19 protein-coding genes are annotated in these 19,863 nt (G+C 72.0%); 8 read left to right on the top strand and 11 right to left on the bottom strand.

The genetic code is table 11. The features are described from left to right. Positions 1-5 precede the first annotated feature (5 nt). Together ACIO3R_RS24655 and ACIO3R_RS24650 are read right to left on the bottom strand one after the other, a co-directional pair. Entirely contained in the window at positions 6-878 is an 873-nt protein-coding gene (locus ACIO3R_RS24655; protein ID WP_402108699.1) for a methylenetetrahydrofolate reductase, read from the bottom strand. A 119-nt stretch (positions 879-997) separates the two neighbouring features. Then, on the bottom strand, positions 998-2,590 hold the full coding sequence (locus ACIO3R_RS24650; protein WP_402108696.1) for a DHA2 family efflux MFS transporter permease subunit: 1,593 nt from the start codon (positions 2,588-2,590) through the stop codon (positions 998-1,000). Positions 2,591-2,854: 264 nt separating this feature from the next. Here ACIO3R_RS24650 and ACIO3R_RS24645 point away from each other — a divergent pair, with 264 nt between their 5' ends. After that, positions 2,855-3,850: an Lrp/AsnC family transcriptional regulator gene (locus ACIO3R_RS24645; protein ID WP_402108695.1), complete on the top strand. Its 996-nt coding sequence runs from the start codon at positions 2,855-2,857 to the stop codon at positions 3,848-3,850. Between the two features lie 18 nt (positions 3,851-3,868). Here the strand turns inward: ACIO3R_RS24645 and ACIO3R_RS24640 are convergent, their stop codons facing one another. Next, positions 3,869-4,660 carry a metal-dependent hydrolase gene (locus tag ACIO3R_RS24640; RefSeq protein WP_385038756.1) on the bottom strand — a complete coding sequence of 264 codons (792 nt, stop codon included), beginning with the start codon at positions 4,658-4,660 and terminating at the stop codon, positions 3,869-3,871. Between the two features lie 182 nt (positions 4,661-4,842). On the opposite strand from ACIO3R_RS24640, the gene ACIO3R_RS24635 reads away from it, so the two are divergent. Both ACIO3R_RS24635 and ACIO3R_RS24630 read left to right on the top strand, forming a co-directional pair. Next, positions 4,843-7,356: a DEAD/DEAH box helicase gene (locus ACIO3R_RS24635; protein WP_402108692.1), complete on the top strand. Its 2,514-nt coding sequence runs from the start codon at positions 4,843-4,845 to the stop codon at positions 7,354-7,356. Positions 7,357-7,405: 49 nt separating this feature from the next. Continuing rightward, positions 7,406-8,287 (top strand): acyl-CoA thioesterase, encoded by an 882-nt coding sequence (locus ACIO3R_RS24630; RefSeq protein ID WP_385038762.1) that lies wholly within the window; start codon positions 7,406-7,408, stop codon positions 8,285-8,287. A 4-nt stretch (positions 8,288-8,291) separates the two neighbouring features. On the opposite strand, the gene ACIO3R_RS24625 is transcribed toward ACIO3R_RS24630, so the two are convergent. Both ACIO3R_RS24625 and ACIO3R_RS24620 read right to left on the bottom strand, forming a co-directional pair. Continuing rightward, a complete protein-coding gene (locus tag ACIO3R_RS24625) occupies positions 8,292-8,522 on the bottom strand; it encodes a DUF6011 domain-containing protein (RefSeq protein ID WP_385038765.1) in 231 nt (76 codons plus the stop codon). Positions 8,523-8,604: 82 nt separating this feature from the next. Continuing rightward, on the bottom strand, positions 8,605-9,042 hold the full coding sequence (locus ACIO3R_RS24620; protein ID WP_385038768.1) for a hypothetical protein: 438 nt from the start codon (positions 9,040-9,042) through the stop codon (positions 8,605-8,607). Positions 9,043-9,214: 172 nt separating this feature from the next. Here ACIO3R_RS24620 and ACIO3R_RS24615 point away from each other — a divergent pair, with 172 nt between their 5' ends. Together ACIO3R_RS24615 and ACIO3R_RS24610 are read left to right on the top strand one after the other, a co-directional pair. Further along, on the top strand, positions 9,215-9,787 hold the full coding sequence (locus ACIO3R_RS24615; RefSeq protein ID WP_385038787.1) for a helix-turn-helix domain-containing protein: 573 nt from the start codon (positions 9,215-9,217) through the stop codon (positions 9,785-9,787). Positions 9,788-9,800: 13 nt separating this feature from the next. After that, positions 9,801-10,325: a GNAT family N-acetyltransferase gene (locus ACIO3R_RS24610; protein WP_402108688.1), complete on the top strand. Its 525-nt coding sequence runs from the start codon at positions 9,801-9,803 to the stop codon at positions 10,323-10,325. A 12-nt stretch (positions 10,326-10,337) separates the two neighbouring features. Here the strand turns inward: ACIO3R_RS24610 and ACIO3R_RS24605 are convergent, their stop codons facing one another. The 3 genes from ACIO3R_RS24605 to ACIO3R_RS24595 form a co-directional block, all read right to left on the bottom strand. Further along, on the bottom strand, positions 10,338-11,585 hold the full coding sequence (locus ACIO3R_RS24605) for an amidohydrolase family protein (RefSeq protein WP_385347290.1): 1,248 nt from the start codon (positions 11,583-11,585) through the stop codon (positions 10,338-10,340). A 46-nt stretch (positions 11,586-11,631) separates the two neighbouring features. Then, positions 11,632-13,062 (bottom strand): MFS transporter, encoded by a 1,431-nt coding sequence (locus tag ACIO3R_RS24600; RefSeq protein WP_402108685.1) that lies wholly within the window; start codon positions 13,060-13,062, stop codon positions 11,632-11,634. Between the two features lie 122 nt (positions 13,063-13,184). Further along, positions 13,185-14,729, bottom strand: a complete 1,545-nt coding sequence (locus ACIO3R_RS24595; RefSeq protein WP_402108683.1) for an amidase — start codon at positions 14,727-14,729, stop codon at positions 13,185-13,187. Positions 14,730-14,881: 152 nt separating this feature from the next. On the opposite strand from ACIO3R_RS24595, the gene ACIO3R_RS24590 reads away from it, so the two are divergent. Both ACIO3R_RS24590 and ACIO3R_RS24585 read left to right on the top strand, forming a co-directional pair. Beyond that, on the top strand, positions 14,882-15,886 hold the full coding sequence (locus ACIO3R_RS24590; RefSeq protein ID WP_402108680.1) for an Lrp/AsnC family transcriptional regulator: 1,005 nt from the start codon (positions 14,882-14,884) through the stop codon (positions 15,884-15,886). 55 nt (positions 15,887-15,941) lie between these two features. Beyond that, on the top strand, positions 15,942-16,430 hold the full coding sequence (locus ACIO3R_RS24585) for a glutathione peroxidase (RefSeq protein ID WP_363023754.1): 489 nt from the start codon (positions 15,942-15,944) through the stop codon (positions 16,428-16,430). A 54-nt stretch (positions 16,431-16,484) separates the two neighbouring features. On the opposite strand, the gene ACIO3R_RS24580 is transcribed toward ACIO3R_RS24585, so the two are convergent. Together ACIO3R_RS24580 and ACIO3R_RS24575 are read right to left on the bottom strand one after the other, a co-directional pair. Further along, positions 16,485-16,883, bottom strand: a complete 399-nt coding sequence (locus ACIO3R_RS24580) for a hypothetical protein (protein WP_385038784.1) — start codon at positions 16,881-16,883, stop codon at positions 16,485-16,487. Positions 16,884-17,035: 152 nt separating this feature from the next. After that, entirely contained in the window at positions 17,036-18,265 is a 1,230-nt protein-coding gene (locus ACIO3R_RS24575) for an acyl-CoA dehydrogenase family protein (protein ID WP_385041929.1), read from the bottom strand. Between the two features lie 172 nt (positions 18,266-18,437). On the opposite strand from ACIO3R_RS24575, the gene ACIO3R_RS24570 reads away from it, so the two are divergent. Continuing rightward, complete coding sequence (locus tag ACIO3R_RS24570) at positions 18,438-19,088, top strand: TetR family transcriptional regulator (protein WP_385041931.1); 651 nt, start codon at positions 18,438-18,440, stop codon at positions 19,086-19,088. 22 nt (positions 19,089-19,110) lie between these two features. Here ACIO3R_RS24570 and def read toward each other — a convergent pair whose 3' ends face one another. Beyond that, a complete protein-coding gene (def, locus tag ACIO3R_RS24565) occupies positions 19,111-19,665 on the bottom strand; it encodes a peptide deformylase (protein WP_385041933.1) in 555 nt (184 codons plus the stop codon). Positions 19,666-19,863 lie beyond the last annotated feature (198 nt).

Genomic DNA, 19,863 nt, shown 5'->3' with positions numbered 1-19,863 from the left:
ACGCGTCAGTTCCCCGCCCCGGTACGGAAGTCGGCGAGCCACCGCGACGTGGCCCCGATGCCGCCGAAGGTGTAGAAGTGCAGCTTGAGGACGCCGTGGCGGCGGGTGTCGTAGCCGTCGGCCAGGGCACGGATGAAGCGGTCGGGGCCCGCCGTGCCCATCAGGTTGGTGAGCGAGAAACCGTACTTCTTCGCGATGGACGTGCTCGTGCCGACGCCGAAGCGCGCGGCGTACGTCATCAGCCGCTTGATCCCGGCGGGGCCGGGGACCCCGACGCGCACCGGTGCGTCGATGCCCCGTTTCCGTAGCGCCTCGACCCAGGCGAGGACCGGGTCCGCGTCGAAGCCGAACTGGGTGATGACATCGCCGGACAGTCCGCGCCGGGCGAGGGCGGCGGTCTTGTACTCGATCGCCGACCAGAGCGCCGGGCCGGTGATGGCGGGGTGCCCCTCGGGGTAGCCGCCGATGCCGACGTGCCGGACGCCGTATGACTGGAGCAGCCCGGACCGGATGAGCGCGAGGGCGTCGTCGTAGGGGCCGTGGGGTGTGGCGGGGTCCCCACCGATGACGAGGACGTTGTCGGCGGTGCCGTCGGAGCGGAGCGCGGCGAGGAGTTCTTCCAGTTCGGAGCGGGAGCGCAGCCGGCGGGCCGAGATGTGCGGGACCGGGGTGTATCCGAGCCGACGGACGGCGCGGGCCGCGGCGAGCCGCGTGTCCAGGTCCTCGTTGCCGAGGAAGGTGATGTTGATCCGGGTGCCGGCCGGGATGCGGTCGCGGGCCTCTTCGAGCCGGGGGACGTCCTTGCCCGTCATCTCCAGGGAGAAGTCCTCCAGCAGCGCGGCGGTGGCCGGGGCAGCGGCCGTGGAGAGCGCGTCCATGGTGCTCCTTGTCCGTGTGGTTCTCCCTCGACCACAGTTTGCCGGTAGGGGGGCGGGGCCGGGGCGCGGGGGTCCCCCGGCGGCGCGCGGGTGCGCTGCCGGGGGACCACAGCCGTCCGTCAGCCCGCGTGGACCCGCTCGGGGGCCGGCGCACCGCTGGAGGAGGCCGCCGCGACGGTGGACGCCTCGCGCGGGCGGCGCAGGAGTGTCGCGGAGACCAGGGCGGCGAGCAGCGTGAGGGCGGCGGCGACGATCAGGCAGAGACGGAGGCCGTCGAGGAAGGCGTCGCCCACCGCTCCGAGGGCCTGACCGGTGCCGGCGCCCAGGTTCATCCGGGCGACCGCGCCGAGACCACCCGCTCGGGCGGCCTCGGTGATGCTCTGCCCGGCCGCTCCGGTGATCCCGGCGTCAGCGAGATGCGCGGGGAAGGTGTCCAGGGCTCGGGCGGTGAGGAGGGCCCCCAGGACGGCCGGGCCGAGTGCCCCGCCGACCTGCCGGAAGGTGTTGTTGCCGGCCGCGGCCATGCCGGCCAGGTGGGGAGGCACGGCGGCGACCGCGGTGGCCGTCATCGGGGTCAGGACTCCGCCCATCCCCAGGCCCAGCAGCGCCAGCCGCCAGGCGATGGAGGCGAAGGACGTGTCCGCGTCGACGGTGGTCAGCAAGAGCAGTGAACCGGAGACGACGAGCAGTCCGGCGGTGATCAGGACGCGGGCGGACACGCGGTGCATCAGCCGCCCGACCGGGGCGCCGGCGACGATGGCGGCCCCGGTGACCATGAGGAGACGCCAGCCCGCCTGGAGGGTGTCGAGCTGCTGCACCAGGCCGAAGTAGAGGCTCAGGAGGAAGAAGAAACCGATCAGCGCCAGGAAGGTGATCATCGCGACGAGCGTGGTGGCGGTGAACGCCGCGCTGCGGAACAGCGTCAGGTCCAGCATCGGGCTGTCGCTGCGCCGCTCGGCCACGACGAAGGCGACGGCGCCGGCCACAGCGATGAGCAGCGCCACCAGAACCGGGGTGTCGGTGAACGAACCTGCGCCGCCCTCGATCACGCCGTACACCAGCGCGGTGATCGCCGACGCGGCGGTGATCTGGCCCGGCCAGTCCAGCCGCCGCCCGTGCGGGGCCCGCGAGTCGGTCAGCAGCCGCGCGGCGACCCCCGCCGCGAGCAGCGAGACGGGAATGACCAGGAGATAGATCCACCGCCAGGCGGCGTGTTCCAGGATGACCCCGGCGATCAGCGGACCGACGGCCAGCGCCAGCAGGAGCGAGGTGGCCCAGAGGCCGATGAACTTGCCGCGCTCCCGGTGATCGGGCACGGCGTGGCTGATCAGGGCCAGTGTGGTGGGCAGCAGCGCGGCCGCACCGAGCCCGGCGACGGCCTGGCCGGCCCACAGCATCTGGATCGACTGGGCGCTCAGCGCGACGGCGGCGCCGACGGCGGAGAACAGCAGGCCCGCCAGGAACACCTTCTTGCGCCCGTGGACCTCGCCGAACACACCGGCGGTCAGGATGAACGCGGCCATGGGCAGGACGAACGCGTCCTGGACCCAGGACAGCTGGGCCGTCGACGCGCCCAGTGCCGCCTGGATGGCCGGCAGGCTCACGGAGACGGTGGTCACCGGCAAGTAGGCGACGAATACGCCCAGGCAGGCCATGGCGAGCGTGGCGGCCCGCCGGTCGGTCGGCCCGCTCGCCGAGGATGTGACGTTCACGGATGCACTCCTTTGCGGCGCAGCGCGCCGCGATTGATGTCCAGCAGGGGTTCCGTCCGCTCCGAGCGCCGGTTCCCGGCCGCGTCGGTGTCCCGTACGGCCCCGAGCACCGGTCCGCGGGTGGGAGGCGGGGCCGGGGGATGTCGGGCCTTCGTCGGACGGACCCGCACGCCAGCATCAGTGACACCGGGCGGAATCAACGAAGCGACTGCTTCAATTGATCGGAAACCTCTGCGGACTCGTGCTCCATGGCACACTTCCCCCGTGATCGATGCCCTGGACACGCAGATCCTCCGCACGCTCCAGTGCGCGCCGCGCGCTCCGTTCCGGCTCATCGGCGAAGTGAACGGGGTGTCGGAGCAGACCGCGGCCCGCCGCTATCACGCGCTGCGCCGCAGCGGTGTGATGCGCGTGGTGGGCCTGGTCGGTCCCGCCGTGCACGGGGAGGCGCAGTGGGTCGCGCGCATCCGGTGCCGCCCCGACCGGGTCGGCCCGCTCGCCGACGCCCTCACCCGGCGCCCCGACATCGCCTACGCGAGCATCGCCTCCGGCGGCTCGGAGATCATCTGCGTCATCCGTTCACCGCTCGCCGCCCAGCGGGAGGACATGCTGCTCCAGCAGCTGCCCAGGTCCGCCGCCGTGCTCGACATGAGCATCGATCTGCTCATTCACCCCTTCGACAGCCCCGGCGCGCCCGGGTGGACCGGCTACGGCGGACATCTCACCCCGGAACAGGAACAGCGGCTGACCGGCGGCCCGGCCCCCGCCGCGGCCGGCCCGCTGGTCCCCCCGACCGCCGAGGACGTCCCGCTCCTCGACGCCCTCGCCGAGGACGGCCGTACCTCGCACACACAGCTCGCCGGGCTCACCGGCTGGTCCAAGGGCCGGGTCGCCCGCCGTCTGGAGGCCCTGGAGTCGTCCGGCACGCTCTCGTACGACATCGACCTGCTGCCCGAGCGCCTCGGCTACCACCTCAACGCGACGCTCCGGCTGCGCGTCGCCCCCGCCCACCTGGAACGTGCCGGGCACGAGATCGCCCGGCACGAGGAGGTCGCGTTCGCCGGTGCCACGAGCGGCGACCACAACGTGATGGCCATCGTCACCTGCCGCGACAGCGAGGACTTCTACCGCTATCTGACCACCCGCCTCGCGGCCGTGCCCGGCGTCGACTCCTACGGGGTCAGCATCCGGGTCCGCCGCCTCAAGCAGGCCGCCTCCCTGATCTCCCACGGCCGCCTGGTGCACCCGGCACCCGGGTAGAACCGGGTGCCGGGCGCGTCAGATGAGGTTCATCGCGGCCGCGCCGCCCACTCCCCCGAGCACCATGAACACCGGCATCAGCACCTTGAGTTCCACCCAGCTGCCGGCCCGGAAGCGCATCGCCTTCGGCGGGCCGATGGGGTACCAGCGCTTGCGGCCCACCGGGATCGGCCAGAGGATCGGGCAGCCGGAGACGGTCAGCGCATCGCCGATGTCGTGGACGAGAGCGCCCAGCACGATCGGCAGCCCGAGCCAGAGGTACTCCTGACCGGGGGCGTCGAAGAACCAGTCCGAACCGTTGCCCGGCTTGTCCAGGACGCCCGCGAGGATCCACGCGCTGGTCGCGCCGAGCAGCCACACCAGGACGTCACTGGACACCCGGGCGGCCCGCCACAGCAGCCCCTCGACAGCCAGCACCAGGTGGACGAAGAGGATGCCCAGCACCGCCCACCGGCCGCCGGTGATCGCCGCGGCGGAGGCCCCGGCACCGATCAGGACCGCCCACAGCCAGGTGTGGGTCAGGGTCCGGTGGCCGCCGTTGCGGTTCGAGTCGCCCCGCATCTTGGTGGCCTTGTAGACGGCGTGCGAGAGCGTGTCGACTATCTCGCAGAGGCCTCGGGAGATCGGCCCGAAGGCGCGCGAGATGGTCGCCGACTTGTGGTCGAGATCCGGTGCCAGCGCGGCGCCCGCGGTGATCAGCGCGCCGACGACCAGGACGGGCCACGGCATGGCGTGGCCCGCGGCTGCCGCAGCCGCGCCCACCCCCAGCCAGGCCGCCGCCCCTGACAGAGAGTGTGCCGGTCCCATCATGACTGTTTCCGCCCCCGTAGGTATTGACCAGTTATTGACAAAGAGTTGACAGGTGTTGCCGCGTCCGGGCTCGGGCCACCGCCGTTGCGGTGTGGCCGAGTTGAGAGGGCAGCGTATCGTCCGTGATCTTCGTGCGATCCTCCGGTTCCCTCATCCGGGCGGAAGGCAGGCAAGATGGGGGCGTGACCCTAATCGATCAGCTGCCCCCGACCGACGACCCCGACGCCCTCTTCGAGGCATTCTCGTCATGGACCGAGACGCAGGGCATCACCCTCTATCCCGCTCAGGAAGAGGCGCTGATCGAGGTGGTCTCCGGGGCCAACGTGATCCTTTCCACCCCCACCGGCTCCGGAAAGAGCCTGGTCGCGGCCGGTGCGCACTTCACGGCTCTGGCCCAGGACAAGGTCACCTTCTACACCGCGCCGATCAAGGCGCTGGTCTCGGAGAAGTTCTTCGACCTGTGCAAGATGTTCGGCACGGAGAACGTCGGCATGCTCACCGGCGACGCCTCCGTCAACGCCGACGCCCCGGTGATCTGCTGCACCGCCGAGGTGCTGGCCTCCATCGCGCTGCGTGACGGGAAGTACGCGGACATCGGCCAGGTCGTGATGGACGAGTTCCACTTCTACGCGGAGCAGGACCGCGGCTGGGCCTGGCAGATCCCGATCCTGGAGCTGCCGCAGGCCCAGTTCGTCCTGATGTCGGCCACCCTCGGCGACGTCAGGATGTTCGAGGAGGACCTGACCCGCCGCACCGGCCGGCCCACCTCCGTGGTGCGCTCGGCGACGCGTCCGGTCCCGCTCAGCTACGAGTACCGGCTGACGCCGATCACCGAGACGATCACCGAGCTCCTGGACACCCGGCAGTCGCCCGTCTACATCGTGCACTTCACGCAGGCGTCGGCCGTCGAGCGGGCGCAGTCGCTGATGAGCATCAACATGTGCACCAAGGAGGAGAAGGAGAAGATCGCCGATCTCATCGGCAACTTCCGCTTCACCACCAAGTTCGGCCAGAACCTCTCCCGTTATGTGCGGCACGGCATCGGGGTGCACCACGCGGGCATGCTGCCGAAGTACCGCCGGCTCGTGGAGAAGCTCGCGCAGGCGGGCCTGCTGAAGGTGATCTGCGGTACGGACACGCTCGGCGTCGGCGTCAACGTCCCCATCCGCACGGTGCTGTTCACCGCGCTCACCAAGTACGACGGCACCCGGGTGCGTACGCTGCGCGCCCGTGAGTTCCACCAGATCGCGGGCCGGGCCGGGCGGGCGGGCTTCGACACGGCGGGCTTCGTCGTCGCCCAGGCGCCCGAGCACGTCGTCGAGAACGAGAAGGCGGTCAAGAAGGCCGGCGACGACCCGAAGAAGAAGCGCAAGGTCGTCCGCAAGAAGGCACCCGAGGGCTTCGTGTCCTGGTCGGAGAGCACGTTCGACAAGCTGATCCAGTCCGACCCGGAGCCGCTGACCTCCCGTTTCCGGGTCACGCACACCATGCTGCTGTCCGTCATCGCACGTCCCGGCAACGCCTTCGAGGCGATGCGGCACCTGCTGGAGGACAACCACGAGCCGCGCCGGGCGCAGCTGCGCCACATCCGCCAGGCGATCGCCATCTACCGCTCGCTGCTGGACGGCGGCGTGGTGGAGCGGCTCGACACCCCGGACGCGGAGGGCCGCATCGTACGGCTCACCGTCGACCTCCAGCAGAACTTCGCGCTGAACCAGCCGCTGTCCACGTTCGCGCTCGCCGCGTTCGAGCTGCTGGACGCCGACTCGCCCTCGTACGCGCTGGACATGGTCTCGGTGGTGGAGTCGACGCTCGACGACCCGCGTCAGATCCTCGCCGCCCAGCAGAACAAGGCGCGCGGTGAGGCGGTCGGGCAGATGAAGGCCGACGGCATCGAGTACGAGGAGCGGATGGAGCTCCTCCAGGACGTCACGTACCCGAAGCCGCTGAGCGAGCTGCTGTGGCACGCGTACGACGTCTACCGCCAGAGCCACCCGTGGGTGGGTGACCACCCGGTGTCGCCCAAGACGGTGGTCCGCGACATGTACGAACGCGCCATGACCTTCACCGAGTTCACCTCGAACTACGAGCTGGCCCGGACCGAGGGCATCGTGCTGCGGTACCTCGCGGGCGCGTACAAGGCGCTGGAGCACACCATCCCGGACGACATCAAGTCCGAGGACCTGGAGGACCTCATCGCCTGGCTCGGCGAGATGGTCCGCCAGGTCGACTCCAGTCTGCTCGACGAGTGGGAGCAGCTCGCCAATCCCGAGGTGGAGACGGCCGAGCAGGCGCAGGAGCGGGCCGACGAGGTCAAGCCGGTCACGGCCAACGCCCGCGCCTTCCGGGTGCTGGTCCGCAACGCGATGTTCCGCCGGGTCGAGCTGGCCGCGCTGGACCGGGTCCACGACCTCGGTGAGCTGGACGGCGGCTCGGGCTGGGACGAGGACGCGTGGGGCGAGGCGATGGACGCGTACTGGGACGAGTACGAGGAGCTGGGCACCGGTCCGGACGCCCGCGGGCCGAAGCTGCTGAAGATCGACGAGGACGCCGAGCACGGTCTGTGGCGGGTCCGGCAGACGTTCGCCGACCCGAACGGCGACCACGACTGGGGCATCAGTGCCGAGGTCGATCTCGCCGCGTCCGACGAGGAGGGCCGTGCGGTGGTCCGCGTCACCTCCGTGGGCCAGTTGTGAGGGCGTCCGTACCGACGGCGCCGCCGCCGCGAGAGTGGAGACGAACAGCATGACGAACCCCGCCGAGCGCCTGGTCGACCTGCTCGACCTGGAGCGGATCGAGGTCAACATCTTCCGCGGCCGCAGCCCGCAGGAGTCCCTGCAGCGGGTCTTCGGCGGGCAGGTGGCCGGGCAGGCGCTGGTGGCGGCCGGCCGCACCACCGACGGGGACCGGCCGGTCCATTCGCTGCACGCCTACTTCCTGCGTCCGGGCCGTCCCGGGGTGCCGATCGTCTACGACGTCGAGCGGATCAGGGACGGCAGGTCCTTCACCACCCGCCGGGTGACGGCCGTGCAGCAGGGGCGCACCATCTTCAACCTGACGGCGTCCTTCCACCGGCCGGAGCCGGCGGGCATCGAGCACCAGCTGCCGCCGGCGCGGGTGGTCCCGGACCCGGAGGAGCTGCCGACGGTCGCGGAGGAGGTCCGCGACCATCTCGGCGCGCTTCCCGAGGCGCTGGAGCGGATGGCGCGGCGCCAGCCGTTCGACATCCGCTACGTCGACCGGCTGCGCTGGACGCAGGAGGAGATCAGGGACGCGGACCCGCGCAGCGCGGTCTGGATGCGAGCGGTCGGCCCGCTCGGCGACGACCCGCTCATCCACACCTGTGCGCTGACGTACGCGAGCGACATGACCCTGCTGGACGCGGTACGGATCCCGGTGGAGCCGCTGTGGGGGCCGCGGGGCTTCGACATGGCATCGCTGGACCACGCGATGTGGTTTCACCGTCCGTTCCGGGCCGACGAGTGGTTCCTGTACGACCAGGAGTCGCCGGTGGCGACGGGCGGGCGCGGTCTGGCACGCGGCCGGATCTACGACCGCGCCGGGAATCTGCTGGTGTCCGTGGTGCAGGAGGGGCTGTTCCGGCGGCTGGGCGAGCAGCCCTCCTGACGGCTCAGGTGCCGGGCAGCGGGTCCTGCTCGGCCACGCGTCGGCGGGTGCGGATGTCGGGCGGCGCCGGGTGCAGCTTGGCGTCGCAGGCGGGCCCGAGACCGGTGCGGCGCGAGGCCGTACCGGTCAGCGGACGCCCGCACAGCCGGCAGCGCACCTGACGGCGGCCGGTGGCCGCGGTGGTACCGGGCAGCGGTTCGGCGTCGGTCGCGGGCAGCGCTTCGAAGGACTCCACCCCCCGATCCTCTCAGGATCCCGGCGCCCGTGCGGCGACCCGCGGCCGGTTCGCAGCGCCCCGAGGGCGCCCTGCCGCGCGGTCAGAAGTCCTCCGCCCTCCGGGGTCCCGCGCAGAGCGCCCAGATGATGAAGACGTCGATCGCGATGAGCACGATGGACCACAGCGGATAGTGCGGCAGCCACATGAAGTTGGCGAGCGCCCCGAGCCCGGCCAGGACGATGCCGACGGCTCGCGCCCAGGCGGCGCCGGTGAACAGCGCGAGGCCGGCGAGGACGATGACGATGCCCAGGCCGAGGTGGATCCAGCCCCAGCTGGTCAGGTCGAACTCGAAGACGTAGTTGCGGGTGGCGACGAAGACGTCGTCCTTGGCGATGCCCGAGATCCCCTGGAAGATCGCCATGATCCCGCCGAAGATCATCAGAACCGCGGCGAAGACGGTCCAGCCCGCCAGGAAGGGGTGTCGTGGTTCCGCGGCGGTGCTGTGTGCCGCTCGCGGTTGGCTTCCGGTGCCGGCCATATCGGCCTCCTCGGGTAGCAGAACCACCCGGCGGGGCCCCACTGGCCCGGCCGGACCTCCCCCGGGACCCAGCGTCGCACGACAGCACCGGACCGGCATCGCGACAGGTGGGCGGACAGGACTCCGCACCGGATCCTCTCGGAACAGAGATATCATCTCTCTTGTGAGAGAGATGGAGAACGCCGAACCGGACACCGTCGATGCCAGGCTCGCGGCACGGCTGGGCGGACTCCGCGCCGAGCGCGGCTGGTCGCTGGAGGAGCTGGCGCACCGTACGGGGGTGAGCCGCTCCACGCTCTCGCGGCTGGAGCGCGGCGAGCTGAGCCCGACCGCCGCCCTGCTCGGCCGACTGTGCACCGTGCACGGGCGGACCATGTCGCGGCTGCTGCTGGAGGTGGAGGCGGAGCCACCGCAGCTGGTGCCCGCCGGGCGCCAGACGGTGTGGCGGGACGAGGAGTCCGGCTTCGTGCGCCGTTCGGTCTCGCCGCCTCATGCCGGACTGCGCGCGGAGGTCGTCGAGGGGGTGCTCGACGCGGGCGCCTCGATCGCGTACGAGAATCCGCCCGTCCCCGGCCTGGAGCAGCACATCTGGGTCCTGGAGGGAACGGTCGAGATCACCGTGGAGGACAGCGTGCACACCGTCCGCACCGGCGACTGTCTGCGGTTCCGGCTCCGCGGCCCTTCGCGTTTCCACTGTCCGGGCCCGGCGAGGGTCCGTTACGCACTGATGATCGTTCTGCCGTGAAAGGACCTGTCGCATGACCGAGATCGTCCCGGTGTCCGGACCCGAACTGGTCACGTACGCCGATGAGCTGGCCGCACTCCTGGTGGAGACCGTGGACGCGGGAGCTTCCGTGGGGTTCCTCGCGCCGATGGACCGGGGTGCGGCCGCCTGCTGGTGGCGGGAGCGCGCCGCGTCCGTGGCGGCCGGCCACCAGCAGATCTGGATCGCCCGGGACGGTGAGCGGATCGCCGGGACCATCGCTCTGGTCCGGGCGCCGCTGCCGAACGCCCGCCATCGCGCGGAGGTCGCCAAGCTGATGGTCCGTCCGTCGGCGCAGGGCCGGGGCCTGGGCCGGTCGCTGCTGGACGCGGTCGAGCGGTCGGCGGCCGGGGACGGCGTCACGCTGCTCGTCCTGGACACCGAGAGCGGCAGCCCCGCGGAGCGGCTGTACCGCTCCGCGGGCTGGACCGAGTGCGGCTCCATTCCGGAGTACGCCGGCGATCCTGCGGGGGTCCTCAAGCCGACCACCTTGTACTACAAGGCGGTCGGCTCCGCCTGAGCCGGCGCGGGCTCAGGCGGCGAGTCCGTCGAGGTCCTTGTGGACGACGCCGTCCTTCATCACCACGAGGACGTTCGCGGGATCGCCGAGGGCGCGGATGTCGTCGAGCGGGTTGCCGCGGGCTATGACGACATCGGCGCGCTTGCCGGGCTCCAGGGTTCCGGTCTCGTGGGCGATGCCGAGGAGCTCGGCGGCCTCCGCCGTTCCGGCGCGCAGCGCGCCCATCGGCGTCATGCCGCAGTCCACGAGGTGGCCCAGCTCGCGCAGGTTGGTGCCGTGCTCGGCGATGCCGCAGTCGGTGCCCATGGCGATCCGCACCCCGCGCTCGATGGCGTGCGGGATGTGCGTGCGGGCGACCTCCTGCCAGTGCTTCTTCTTCGCGTACGCCCAGGGCGCCGCCTTCTTCGGGTCCGGGTCGGTGTGGGCGGTGGTGAGCGTCGGTACGAGGAACGTGCCGCGCTCCAGCATCAGGTCGATGGCCTCGTCATCGATCTCGTAGCCGTGCTCGATGCTGGCGACCCCGCCCCGTACGGCGTTGAGGATGCCGCCCCTGCCCTGGGCGTGGGCGGCGACCTTCTTGCCCCGGTGCCCGGCGGCGATCTCCGTGATCGTGCGGATCTCGTCCTCCAGGAATCCGTCGTCGTCGGGCTGGTCGGTGGGGCTCCACACACCGCCGGTCGCGGCGATCTTGACGCAGTCGGCGCCCTGGCGCAGCACGCCGCGCACAGCGGTGCGGCACTCGGCGGTGCCGTCGGCCAGCCGCCCCATGGTGTTGTCGTTGGCGCGGTCGTCGTTCCCGGACCGGAAGTCGCCGTGTCCGCCGGTCGGGCTGAGCATGGCGACAGCCACCAGGAGCCGGGGGCCGACGAGCAGTCCGGACTCGACGGCCCGGCGGTGTCCGGCGTCCGCCCCGCCGAGGTCCCGGGCCGTGGTGACCCCGGCTTCGAGCGTGGCGCGCATCCGGGGTGCGGCCAGGAACGTGAGCAGGGTGCGCGGCATGGTGGCGATCTCGGCATGGCTCAGTGCGGTGCCGGGCGCGGCCATGTGGACGTGGCAGTCGATGAAGCCCGGCAGGATCGTGCCGCCGCGGACGTCGACGCGCCGGGTCCCCGCCGCGGGTTCCGGGCAGTCCGCGGACGGGCCCGCCCAGCGGACGCGTCCGTCCTCGATGAGCACCGCGCCGTCGCGGACGGGTTCGGCGCCGGTGCCGTCGATGAGCAGGCCGTTGTGCAGGAGTACGGGGGTGGTGGGCGCGGGCATGGCGCTGTTCCTTCCCTGGAGGGTGCGGATTCGGTCGGGTGGCGGGTCAGTTGAGGGCGGCACGCGGCCTGGCCACGACGGCTGCCGCGACGGCGACCAGGACGGACACGCCCGCGCAGCACCACCACACGGTGGTGTAGGCGTCGATCGTGGGGATCTTCGTCCCCTTGAAGGTGATGGCGGTGAGGATGGCCGCGAAGACGGCTCCGGCGACCGAACCGCCCACGGTCTTGGCGGTGTTGTAGATGCCGGTGGCGATGGCGGTGCGCTCGCTCGGGCTGGCGTCGACGATGAGGACGGGCATGGCGCTGAGGGCAAGGCCGACGCCCGTGCCGACGACGGCGTTGACGAGCACGAACTGCCAGGGTTCGTCGTGCGCCATGATCAGGACCAGATAGCCGGCCGCCATGAGGACCCCGCTGAGCGCGAGGGCGCCGCGTCCGCCGATCAGCCGGAAGAGGCGGGAGGCGAACAGCGAGGCGACGAAGGCCATCACACCGGAGGGCAGCATCAGCCAGGCGATCCCGAGGGCGTCGTAACCGAATCCGTAGCCGAGCTTGTCGGCGGGCGAGGAGACGAAGAGGACTGCGGCGGTCTGGGCACCGAAGAGCGCGGTGCCGAGCAGGAAGCTGGCCGCGTAGACGGGGAGCAGGGTGCGTCGCACGGTGAGGCGGATGTCGACGATGGGCTCGGCGACCCGGAGTTCGACCAGGACCCAGAGGACGAGGGTGCAGGCGGCGACCGCGAACAGCGTCAGGGTCCAGGCGTCGGTCCAGCCCCACTTGGGCCCCTGGGAGATGGCGAGCAGCAGCGTGGCGAGTCCGACGCTGAGGAGCCCGGCGCCGGCCCAGTCGACCCGGCCCGGGGCGCGGGTCTTCGATTCGGGTACCAGGAAGAAGACGACTCCGGCGCACAGGACGGTCGTGACGGCCGGGATCCAGAGCACGCCGTGCACCGAGGAGATGACTTCGCGGAGCAGACCGGCGATGACCATTCCGGCGCTGGCACCGAAGGTGAGGGCGCCGACGAGCAGGGCGATGGCGCTGCGGGCGCCCGCCGCGTCGAGGCGGTCGCGGACCAGACCGATCTCCAGGGGCAGGAGCGCGGCGAGCGGCCCCTGGAGGACGCGCCCGACCAGCAGCACCTCGAAGGAGGGCGACCAGGCGACCAGCACGGAGCCGGCCACGAGGCAGAGGACCGCGATGCGCAGCAGCCGCCGGTGGCCGTACATGTCCCCGAGCCGGCCGAACAGCGGTACGGAGACGGCGGCGGCGAGGAGCTGTGCGGCGTTGACCCAGTTGAGGTCGCCCGCTCCGACGTGGAGAACGGCGCCGAGTTCGGGCAGCAGGGTCGGCATCATCCCCTGGATGATTCCGCTGGTCAGTTCGACGAAGACCAGGAATCCGACGACCGCGGCGACGCGGGCGCCGCCGAGGCCAGGCGCGCCGGCGCCCGCGGTGGGCTGGATACGCGACATGGGGATCTCCACTTGGGCACGGCCGCGCGCACGGGCGCGGCGGATGGTGGTGGGGCAGGAAGGGTTCGTGGCAAGGGCACTTCGGAGAGCGGGAGCGGGTAAGGCGAGCGGGTCCCCGCGGATCAGGCGGCCGGCCGGCGGCCGGCCGCGAGGAGCGCGCGGGCCACGGCCCCGACGGCGGCCAGATCGGCCGGGCCCGGGGTGATGCCGACGGCCGCGAGGGCCTCCTCGATGCCGGCCGGGGCGTGGCTCGGGCCGGGTATGGAGGGGGCCGGCGCGTTGCGGTCCGGGTCGCGGAGCGGGGCGGGCCGGTGCCGGGGGTCGGGCGCGGCCCGGCGCAGATGCCAGGTGGTGACGGACTGGAAGGCCTCGCCCGCACGGAGCAGGGTGTGCTCGCTGCGGGGCCGGCCGGCCAGTTGGAGGGAGAGCGGCAGTCCGGCCGGGTCGGCGCCCATGGGCAGCGCCAGGGCCGGGAAGCCGGTGGGGTTCCAGACGGCGGTGAGGTTGAGCTCGTCGCCGGGTGCGGTCTCCCGGGCGTACGGGCGCGCGGGTGCGGGCCAGGTCGGGGTGGCGATCAGGTCGGCCCCGGCGGGGCCGTCCATCCGCTCCAGCAGCGCGGCGGTGAGCCGGTCGCGGGTCCGCTGGGCGCGGAGGTAGAGGTGCGCGGGAATCAGTCCGCCCGCCGCGGCCAGCCGGCGAAAGCCCCGCCCGTGGCCGTCCCAGTCGGCGGCGAGGCGTTCGCCGTGCTCGGAGAAGGCCTCTGCGAGCATGGTGACGGCGTTGGCCGCGAGCAGTGCACCGAATTCCGGGAGTTCGAACTCCCTTGTCTCGCAACCGAGTTCACGCAGGGTTCGCAGCGCTTCCTGGAAGGCCGTGCGGCACGGACCGGTGACGCCCGGCGTGTCGAGGAGTCCGTACGGGACGCCGATACGCAGTCCGCGGAGGCCCGTGGGATCGGGCGCACGGCCGGGCTGCCCGGTGAGCGCGCCGAGGAGGAGCCCGCAGTCACGGGCGCTGACTGCCATCGGTCCCAGGACGTCCTGGGAGGGGCTGAGCGGCAGACAGCCGTCGGTGGGCACCAGGCCGAAGGTGGTCTTCAGGCCGGTGGTGCCGCACAGGGCGGCGGGCAGCCGGACGCTGCCTGAGGTGTCGCTGCCGAGGGCGCCTAGGAAGAGCCCGGAGGCGATGCCCGCGCCGTTGCCGGTGCTCGATCCGCCGGTCCACCGCTCGGGGTCCCAGGGGTTGCGCGGCACCGGAAAGGGGTGGTCGGGGTCGGGGCGGCCCATGGCGTACTCGGCCATGGTCGTCTTGCCGAGGACGACGGCCCCGGCTCGGCGCAGCCGGGCGACGGCGGGCGCGTCGAGCCCGCGCCACCAGTGCGGGTCATGGGCGGGGCTCTGCGCGGTGGCCGGGCCCTCGACGGTGGCGAGGTTGTCCTTCACGGCGATCGGCAGCCCGTGCAGCGGGCCGCGTTCCGCGGCCGGGCGGGAGTCGGCCGCGCGGGCCGCGGCGAGCGCCTGCTCCGGGAAGCGGGTCACGTACACGCCGAGCAGCGGATCGAGTGTGTCGGCGTCGGCGAGCGCGGCGGCGACGAGCTCACGGCTGCCGACGGCGCCCGACCGGAGGGCCGAGGCGGCCTCGGTGAGGGTGGCGAAAGGCTGCTGCACGGGGCGCCTCCGGGGGCGGGAAACTGGCTGGATCTGATGAGGTAGGGCGATGCTAATCTCCGATCATGAGGTGACCCTCAATCGCTTTTCCCTGTCATGAATCACGATCCAATGCAGCTTTTTCCCATAACGCTTCCCGATGTGGATCTCAGATGACCGAAAACCTGCCCTCGCTCAGCGAGCTCGATCTGGCCCTGGTCAACGCGCTGCAGATCAGTCCCCGCGCGCCCTGGACCGAGCTGGCGAAGGCCCTCGACATCGACGCCGCGACCGTCGCCCGGCGCTGGGAGCGGCTGCGGGCGACGGGCCACGCCTGGGTCACCGCCTATCCGTTCGGCGGCTCGGGAGCCGGCGCGCTGATCGAGATCGACTGCGCGCCGGGACAGGCGGGCGCGGTGGCCGAACTGCTGTCGGCGGACCCGCACGCGGTGACCGTGGAGCACGCGGCGGGCGGCCGCGACCTGCTGATCACGGCCATGGCCACCGGCTTCGGCGCGCTCTCGCGCTACATCGTGGACCGGCTCGGCACGATCCCCGGCATCACGGCGACCCGGGCCCATCTGGTCACCCGCAGTTACACGGAGGGAAGCGTCTGGCGGCTGACGAGCCTGAACCGGTCCCAGCAGGAGACACTGGCCGCGTCCCGGCGGTCGGCCCTGGGCGGCTCCCAGCAGTCGCCCGAATACGCGGAGCTGGTCACGGCGATCGGCGAGAACGGGCGGATGTCACTGAGCGAACTCGCGGAGATCCTGGGCGTCTCGGTGAACACCGCGAGCCGCCGGCTGAACCGGCTGCTGGAATCGGGCCGGCTGGTGCTGCGCTGCGACCTGGCCCGCTCGCTGTCCGGCTCACCGGTCGCCGTGACCTTCTTCGGCACTGTCTCGCCGGAACATCTGGACTCCACGGCAAGGGAGTTGGCGAAGCTTCCGGAGATCCGGCAGTGCCTCGGCCTGGCCGGTCCGCAGAATCTGATCGCGACGGTCTGGGTGTCGTCGCTGGTGGATGCCCAGGACCTGGAGGTACGTCTGGCCGCCGCCCTCCCCCATCTGCGGATCGCCGACCGGGCGGTCGCGCTGCGCGCGGTCAAGCTGATGGGCAGGCTGCTGGATCCGGACGGCCGTGCGATCGGCTTCGTCCCGATGAACCTGTGGGCATAAGTGGGGACCTGCGGGCGTAAGAATGGTTGTGCAAGCCACTGACGAGGAGACCCTCATGACGCTGTACGACATCCCGCTGCACACCCTGACCGGTGAGCCGACCACTCTGGGCGCCTACCGGGGCCAGGCCGTCCTGCTGGTGAACGTTGCCTCCAAGTGCGGACTGACCCCGCAGTACGCCGGCCTGGAGCGGCTCCAGAAGACTTACGGGGACCGGGGGTTCACCGTGCTCGGCGTGCCGTGCAACCAGTTCGCCGGCCAGGAGCCCGGGAGTTCGGAGGAGATCCAGGCGTTCTGCTCGGCGACGTACGGGGTCAGTTTCCCGCTGCTGGAGAAGACCGACGTCAACGGTGCGGGCCGGCATCCGCTCTACGCGGAACTGACCCAGCTCGCGGACGCGGACGGCGAAGCCGGTGACGTCAAGTGGAACTTCGAGAAGTTCCTGGTCTCCCCGGCGGGCGAGCCCGTCGCCCGGCTCCGTCCCGCCACCGAGCCGGAGTCCCCGGAGCTCGTCGCCGCGATCGAGGCCCAGCTCCCCGGCTGAGCGGAAGCTGTCGGGTGACCCGCGGCCGAACCGTCGCCGGTCGCCCGACGGCACTCAGGCGTGGCTGAGCAGGAGCGAGCCCTTGGGGTAGGTGACCCCGCCGTCCACATTGGCCACCTGAATGCTCACAGGCGTGCCTTCCTTGATGTTGCCGCTCTTCCACGGGCTGCAGTAGGGGGAGTTGTGACCGCGCGTGCTCACGGTCCGGTCCCAGGTCCCGTCGCGGCCGATGTCGAGCTTGACCTCTATGCCCCAGCCGTCCGCGGTCGTGTCGCAGGCGCGGATCGCGTCGCCGGGGATGCCGCTGTAGGGGTCGGGGTTCCAACCGCCGTATCCGCCGAAGGTCGCCTCGATCGTCTTCGGCGCGGCGGACGCCGTGCCCTGCGCCGCGACGACGAGCCCGAACGCGGCGACGACAGCGGCCACGACACGCCCCGCGGTGAACTTCGGCATGGGTGGGTCCCCTCCATCAGCCGGGCACGATCTTCACCGGGAATCTACAGGGGGATGGCAGGTGCACACCATCTGCCACGACAGCGCCCCGGCCCCCGCTCCTGCCGGTGCGACGGGAGCGGGGGCCGGGGCGTGCGGGCCGGGACCGGGTGTCAGCGGATGGGCATCCCGGACAGCGTGCGGGCGATCACCAGGCGCTGGATCTCGCTCGTACCCTCGAAGATCGTGTAGATCGCGGCGTCCCGGTGCATCCGCTCCACCGGGTACTCACGGGTGAAGCCGTTGCCACCGAGGATCTGGATGGCCTGCGCGGTGACCTCCTTGGCGGTCTCGCTCGCGTACAGCTTGGACATGGAGCCCTCCGCGGACTCGAACGGCTTGCCGGCGGCCGCCATCCAGGACGCGCGCCAGACCAGCAGCCGGGCCGCGTCGATCCGGGTGCGCATGTCGGCGAGCTGGAAGGCGATGCCCTGGTTGTCGATGATCGGGCGGCCGAACTGGGTCCGGGTCTTCGCGTAGTCGAGTGCGACCTCGTACGCGGCACGGGCGGTGCCGACCGCCATCGCGCCGACGGCCGGGCGGGACGCCTCGAACGTGGCCATCGCGGCGTTCTTCACCCGCTCGCCACCGCCGGAGGCCGCGCGCTCACGGGCCCGCGCGAGGCGCTGGTCGAGCTTCTCCTTGCCGCCGAGCAGGCAGTGACCCGGGACGCGTACGTCCTCCAGGACGACCTCGGCGGTGTGCGAGGCCCGGATGCCGTGCTTCTTGAACTTCTGGCCCTGGGAGAGCCCGGGGGTGTCCGGCGGCACGATGAAGGAGGCGTGCCCCTTCGAGCCGAGCTCCGCGTCAACGACCGCGACCACGACGTGGACGTTGGCGATGCCGCCATTGGTCGCCCAGGTCTTGGTGCCGTTGAGCACCCACTCGTCCTTGGCCTGGTCGTACACCGCGCGGGTGCGCATCGAGGCGACGTCGGAGCCGGCGTCGGGCTCGGAGGAGCAGAAGGCGGCGACCTTCACATCGTTGGCGTCGCCGTACATCTGCGGTATCCAGGTGCCGATCTGCTCCTCGGTACCGTTGGCGAGGACACCGACGGCCGCCAGGCCCGTGCCGACGATCGACAGGGCGATGCCCGCGTCACCCCAGAACAGCTCCTCCATCGCCACCGGGATGCCGAGGCCGGTCGGGTCGAAGAACTGCTGGGCGTAGAAGTCCAGGGAGTAGATGCCGACCTTGGCCGCCTCCTGAATGACGGGCCAGGGCGTTTCCTCACGCTCGTCCCACTCCGAAGCGGCCGGACGGATCACATCCGCGGCGAAGCCGTGAAGCCAGTCACGGACCTGCTTCTGGTCGTCGTTGAGCTCGAGCGTGAACTCGGCCATGTTCCCCTCCACGTACTGCCGTGAACAACTTTTCGTTACTTGCGGTAACAACAGTCTGTTACCGGCAAGTAGCCTCTGTCAACCGGTCAGCCACAGATCCGCGCACCGCTGGGCAGGGTGTTACGTTGCGCAGGCAGGACGGACAAGCACGGCCAGGGGTGGGAGAAACAGCATGGAGACCACACGACAGGCCGAGCGCCAGCGGACCGCGGCCGAGCGCCGCCGCCGCGAGCTGCTCGAGGCCGCCGACCGCGTGGTGCTCAGGGACGGCCCCGGGGCCTCGATGAACGCCATCGCGGCGGAGGCCGGGATCACCAAGCCCATCCTCTACCGGCACTTCGGCGACAAGGGCGGCCTCTACCGCGCCCTGGCCAAGCGGCACACCGACGCACTGCTCAGCGCACTGCGGGCGGCGCTCGACGCCCCCGCCGAACGCCGCGCCCGGGTCGAGGCGACACTCGACACCTACCTCGCCGCGATCGAGGCCCGGCCGCAGGTCTACCGGTTCCTGATGCATCCGTCCGACGACGCGGCACCCTCGCCCGAGCAGGGCTTCGACGTGGGACGCCACTCGGCCCCGCTGCTGCGCCGGCTCGGCGAGGAGCTCGCCGCGGTCATCGCCGAGCGGGTGGACCTCGGGCCGGACAGTCAGGTCATGGCCCGGATATGGGGCCACGGCATCGTCGGCATGATGCACGCCGCGGGCGACTGGTGGCTGGGCGAACGCCCCTGCACACGGGCCCAGTTGGTGAGCAGCCTGGCCGATCTGCTGTGGGGCAGGCTGTCCGCGGCGGGCGACCGCCCCGGCGGCCCCGGGTTCTGATCCCCCCGACGCCGCCGCCCGGTCAGCCGGTACGCCCCCAGGGCGCCCGGCGGGCCGCGCGCAGGGCGCGTGTCCGGCGCAGCCCGGTCAGCCGGTCGGTGTAGACGGTGCCGTCGAGGTGGTCGCACTCGTGCTGGAGGCAGCGGGCGAAGAAGCCGGTGCCGCTGACCCGGAGCGGCTCCCCCTCCACCGTGACCCCCTCGACGACCGCGTGGTCGAAGCGGGGTGTTCCGGCCTCGATGCCCGGCAGCGAGAGACAGCCCTCCGGGCCCCGCACGGTGATGCCGTCGGCCTCGACGAGCGTCGGGTTGACGAGGTGTCCCAGGTGCCGGACGTCCTCGTCGTCGGGGCAGTCGTAGACGAAAACCCGCAGCGGTACGCCGATCTGATTGGCCGCCAGCCCGACGCCCTGCGCCGCGTACATCGTGGCGTACATGTCCTCGACCAGCCGGGCGAGCGAGGGCCCGAAGTCCGTGACCGGTTCGCAGGTGCCGTGCAGCACGGGGTCGCCGAGCAGACTCATGGCCCGGACACGTCCGGAACTGCCGGGGATCGGGCGGTTTCGCATGGCGGACATCGTACGGTCCGCGGGAACGTCGAACACACAGCCGCCCGCGGGACGGCTGTACCCGGGTGGGACTGTCGACACCCGCCGCGGCGGGGGGGGGGGGCCCGGGGCCCCCCCCCCCCCCCCGGCGCCCCCCCCCCCCCCGCCCCCCCCCCCCCCCGGGGGGGGGCCCCCCCCCCCCCCGGGCCCGCGGGGGCCCCCCGCCCC

The organism is Streptomyces sp. NPDC087428 (assembly GCF_044744085.1).
In the GTDB taxonomy this organism is placed as follows: domain Bacteria; phylum Actinomycetota; class Actinomycetes; order Streptomycetales; family Streptomycetaceae; genus Streptomyces.
This window is presented reverse-complemented; position numbering and strand designations above follow the sequence as displayed.

What these genes read in the sequence shown, in the direction of transcription:
- ACIO3R_RS24655 (WP_402108699.1), bottom strand. Translation starts at nt 878, where the DNA reads ATGGACGCGCTCTCCACGGCCGCTGCCCCGGCCACCGCCGCGCTGCTG.
- ACIO3R_RS24640 (WP_385038756.1), bottom strand. Translation starts at nt 4,660, where the DNA reads ATGATGGGACCGGCACACTCTCTGTCAGGGGCGGCGGCCTGGCTGGGG.
- ACIO3R_RS24630 (WP_385038762.1), top strand. Translation starts at nt 7,406, where the DNA reads ATGACGAACCCCGCCGAGCGCCTGGTCGACCTGCTCGACCTGGAGCGG.
- ACIO3R_RS24620 (WP_385038768.1), bottom strand. Translation starts at nt 9,042, where the DNA reads ATGGCCGGCACCGGAAGCCAACCGCGAGCGGCACACAGCACCGCCGCG.
- ACIO3R_RS24615 (WP_385038787.1), top strand. Translation starts at nt 9,215, where the DNA reads ATGGAGAACGCCGAACCGGACACCGTCGATGCCAGGCTCGCGGCACGG.
- ACIO3R_RS24610 (WP_402108688.1), top strand. Translation starts at nt 9,801, where the DNA reads ATGACCGAGATCGTCCCGGTGTCCGGACCCGAACTGGTCACGTACGCC.
- ACIO3R_RS24605 (WP_385347290.1), bottom strand. Translation starts at nt 11,585, where the DNA reads ATGCCCGCGCCCACCACCCCCGTACTCCTGCACAACGGCCTGCTCATC.
- ACIO3R_RS24600 (WP_402108685.1), bottom strand. Translation starts at nt 13,062, where the DNA reads ATGTCGCGTATCCAGCCCACCGCGGGCGCCGGCGCGCCTGGCCTCGGC.
- ACIO3R_RS24590 (WP_402108680.1), top strand. Translation starts at nt 14,882, where the DNA reads ATGACCGAAAACCTGCCCTCGCTCAGCGAGCTCGATCTGGCCCTGGTC.
- ACIO3R_RS24585 (WP_363023754.1), top strand. Translation starts at nt 15,942, where the DNA reads ATGACGCTGTACGACATCCCGCTGCACACCCTGACCGGTGAGCCGACC.
- ACIO3R_RS24580 (WP_385038784.1), bottom strand. Translation starts at nt 16,883, where the DNA reads ATGCCGAAGTTCACCGCGGGGCGTGTCGTGGCCGCTGTCGTCGCCGCG.
- ACIO3R_RS24575 (WP_385041929.1), bottom strand. Translation starts at nt 18,265, where the DNA reads ATGGCCGAGTTCACGCTCGAGCTCAACGACGACCAGAAGCAGGTCCGT.
- ACIO3R_RS24570 (WP_385041931.1), top strand. Translation starts at nt 18,438, where the DNA reads ATGGAGACCACACGACAGGCCGAGCGCCAGCGGACCGCGGCCGAGCGC.
- def (WP_385041933.1), bottom strand. Translation starts at nt 19,665, where the DNA reads ATGTCCGCCATGCGAAACCGCCCGATCCCCGGCAGTTCCGGACGTGTC.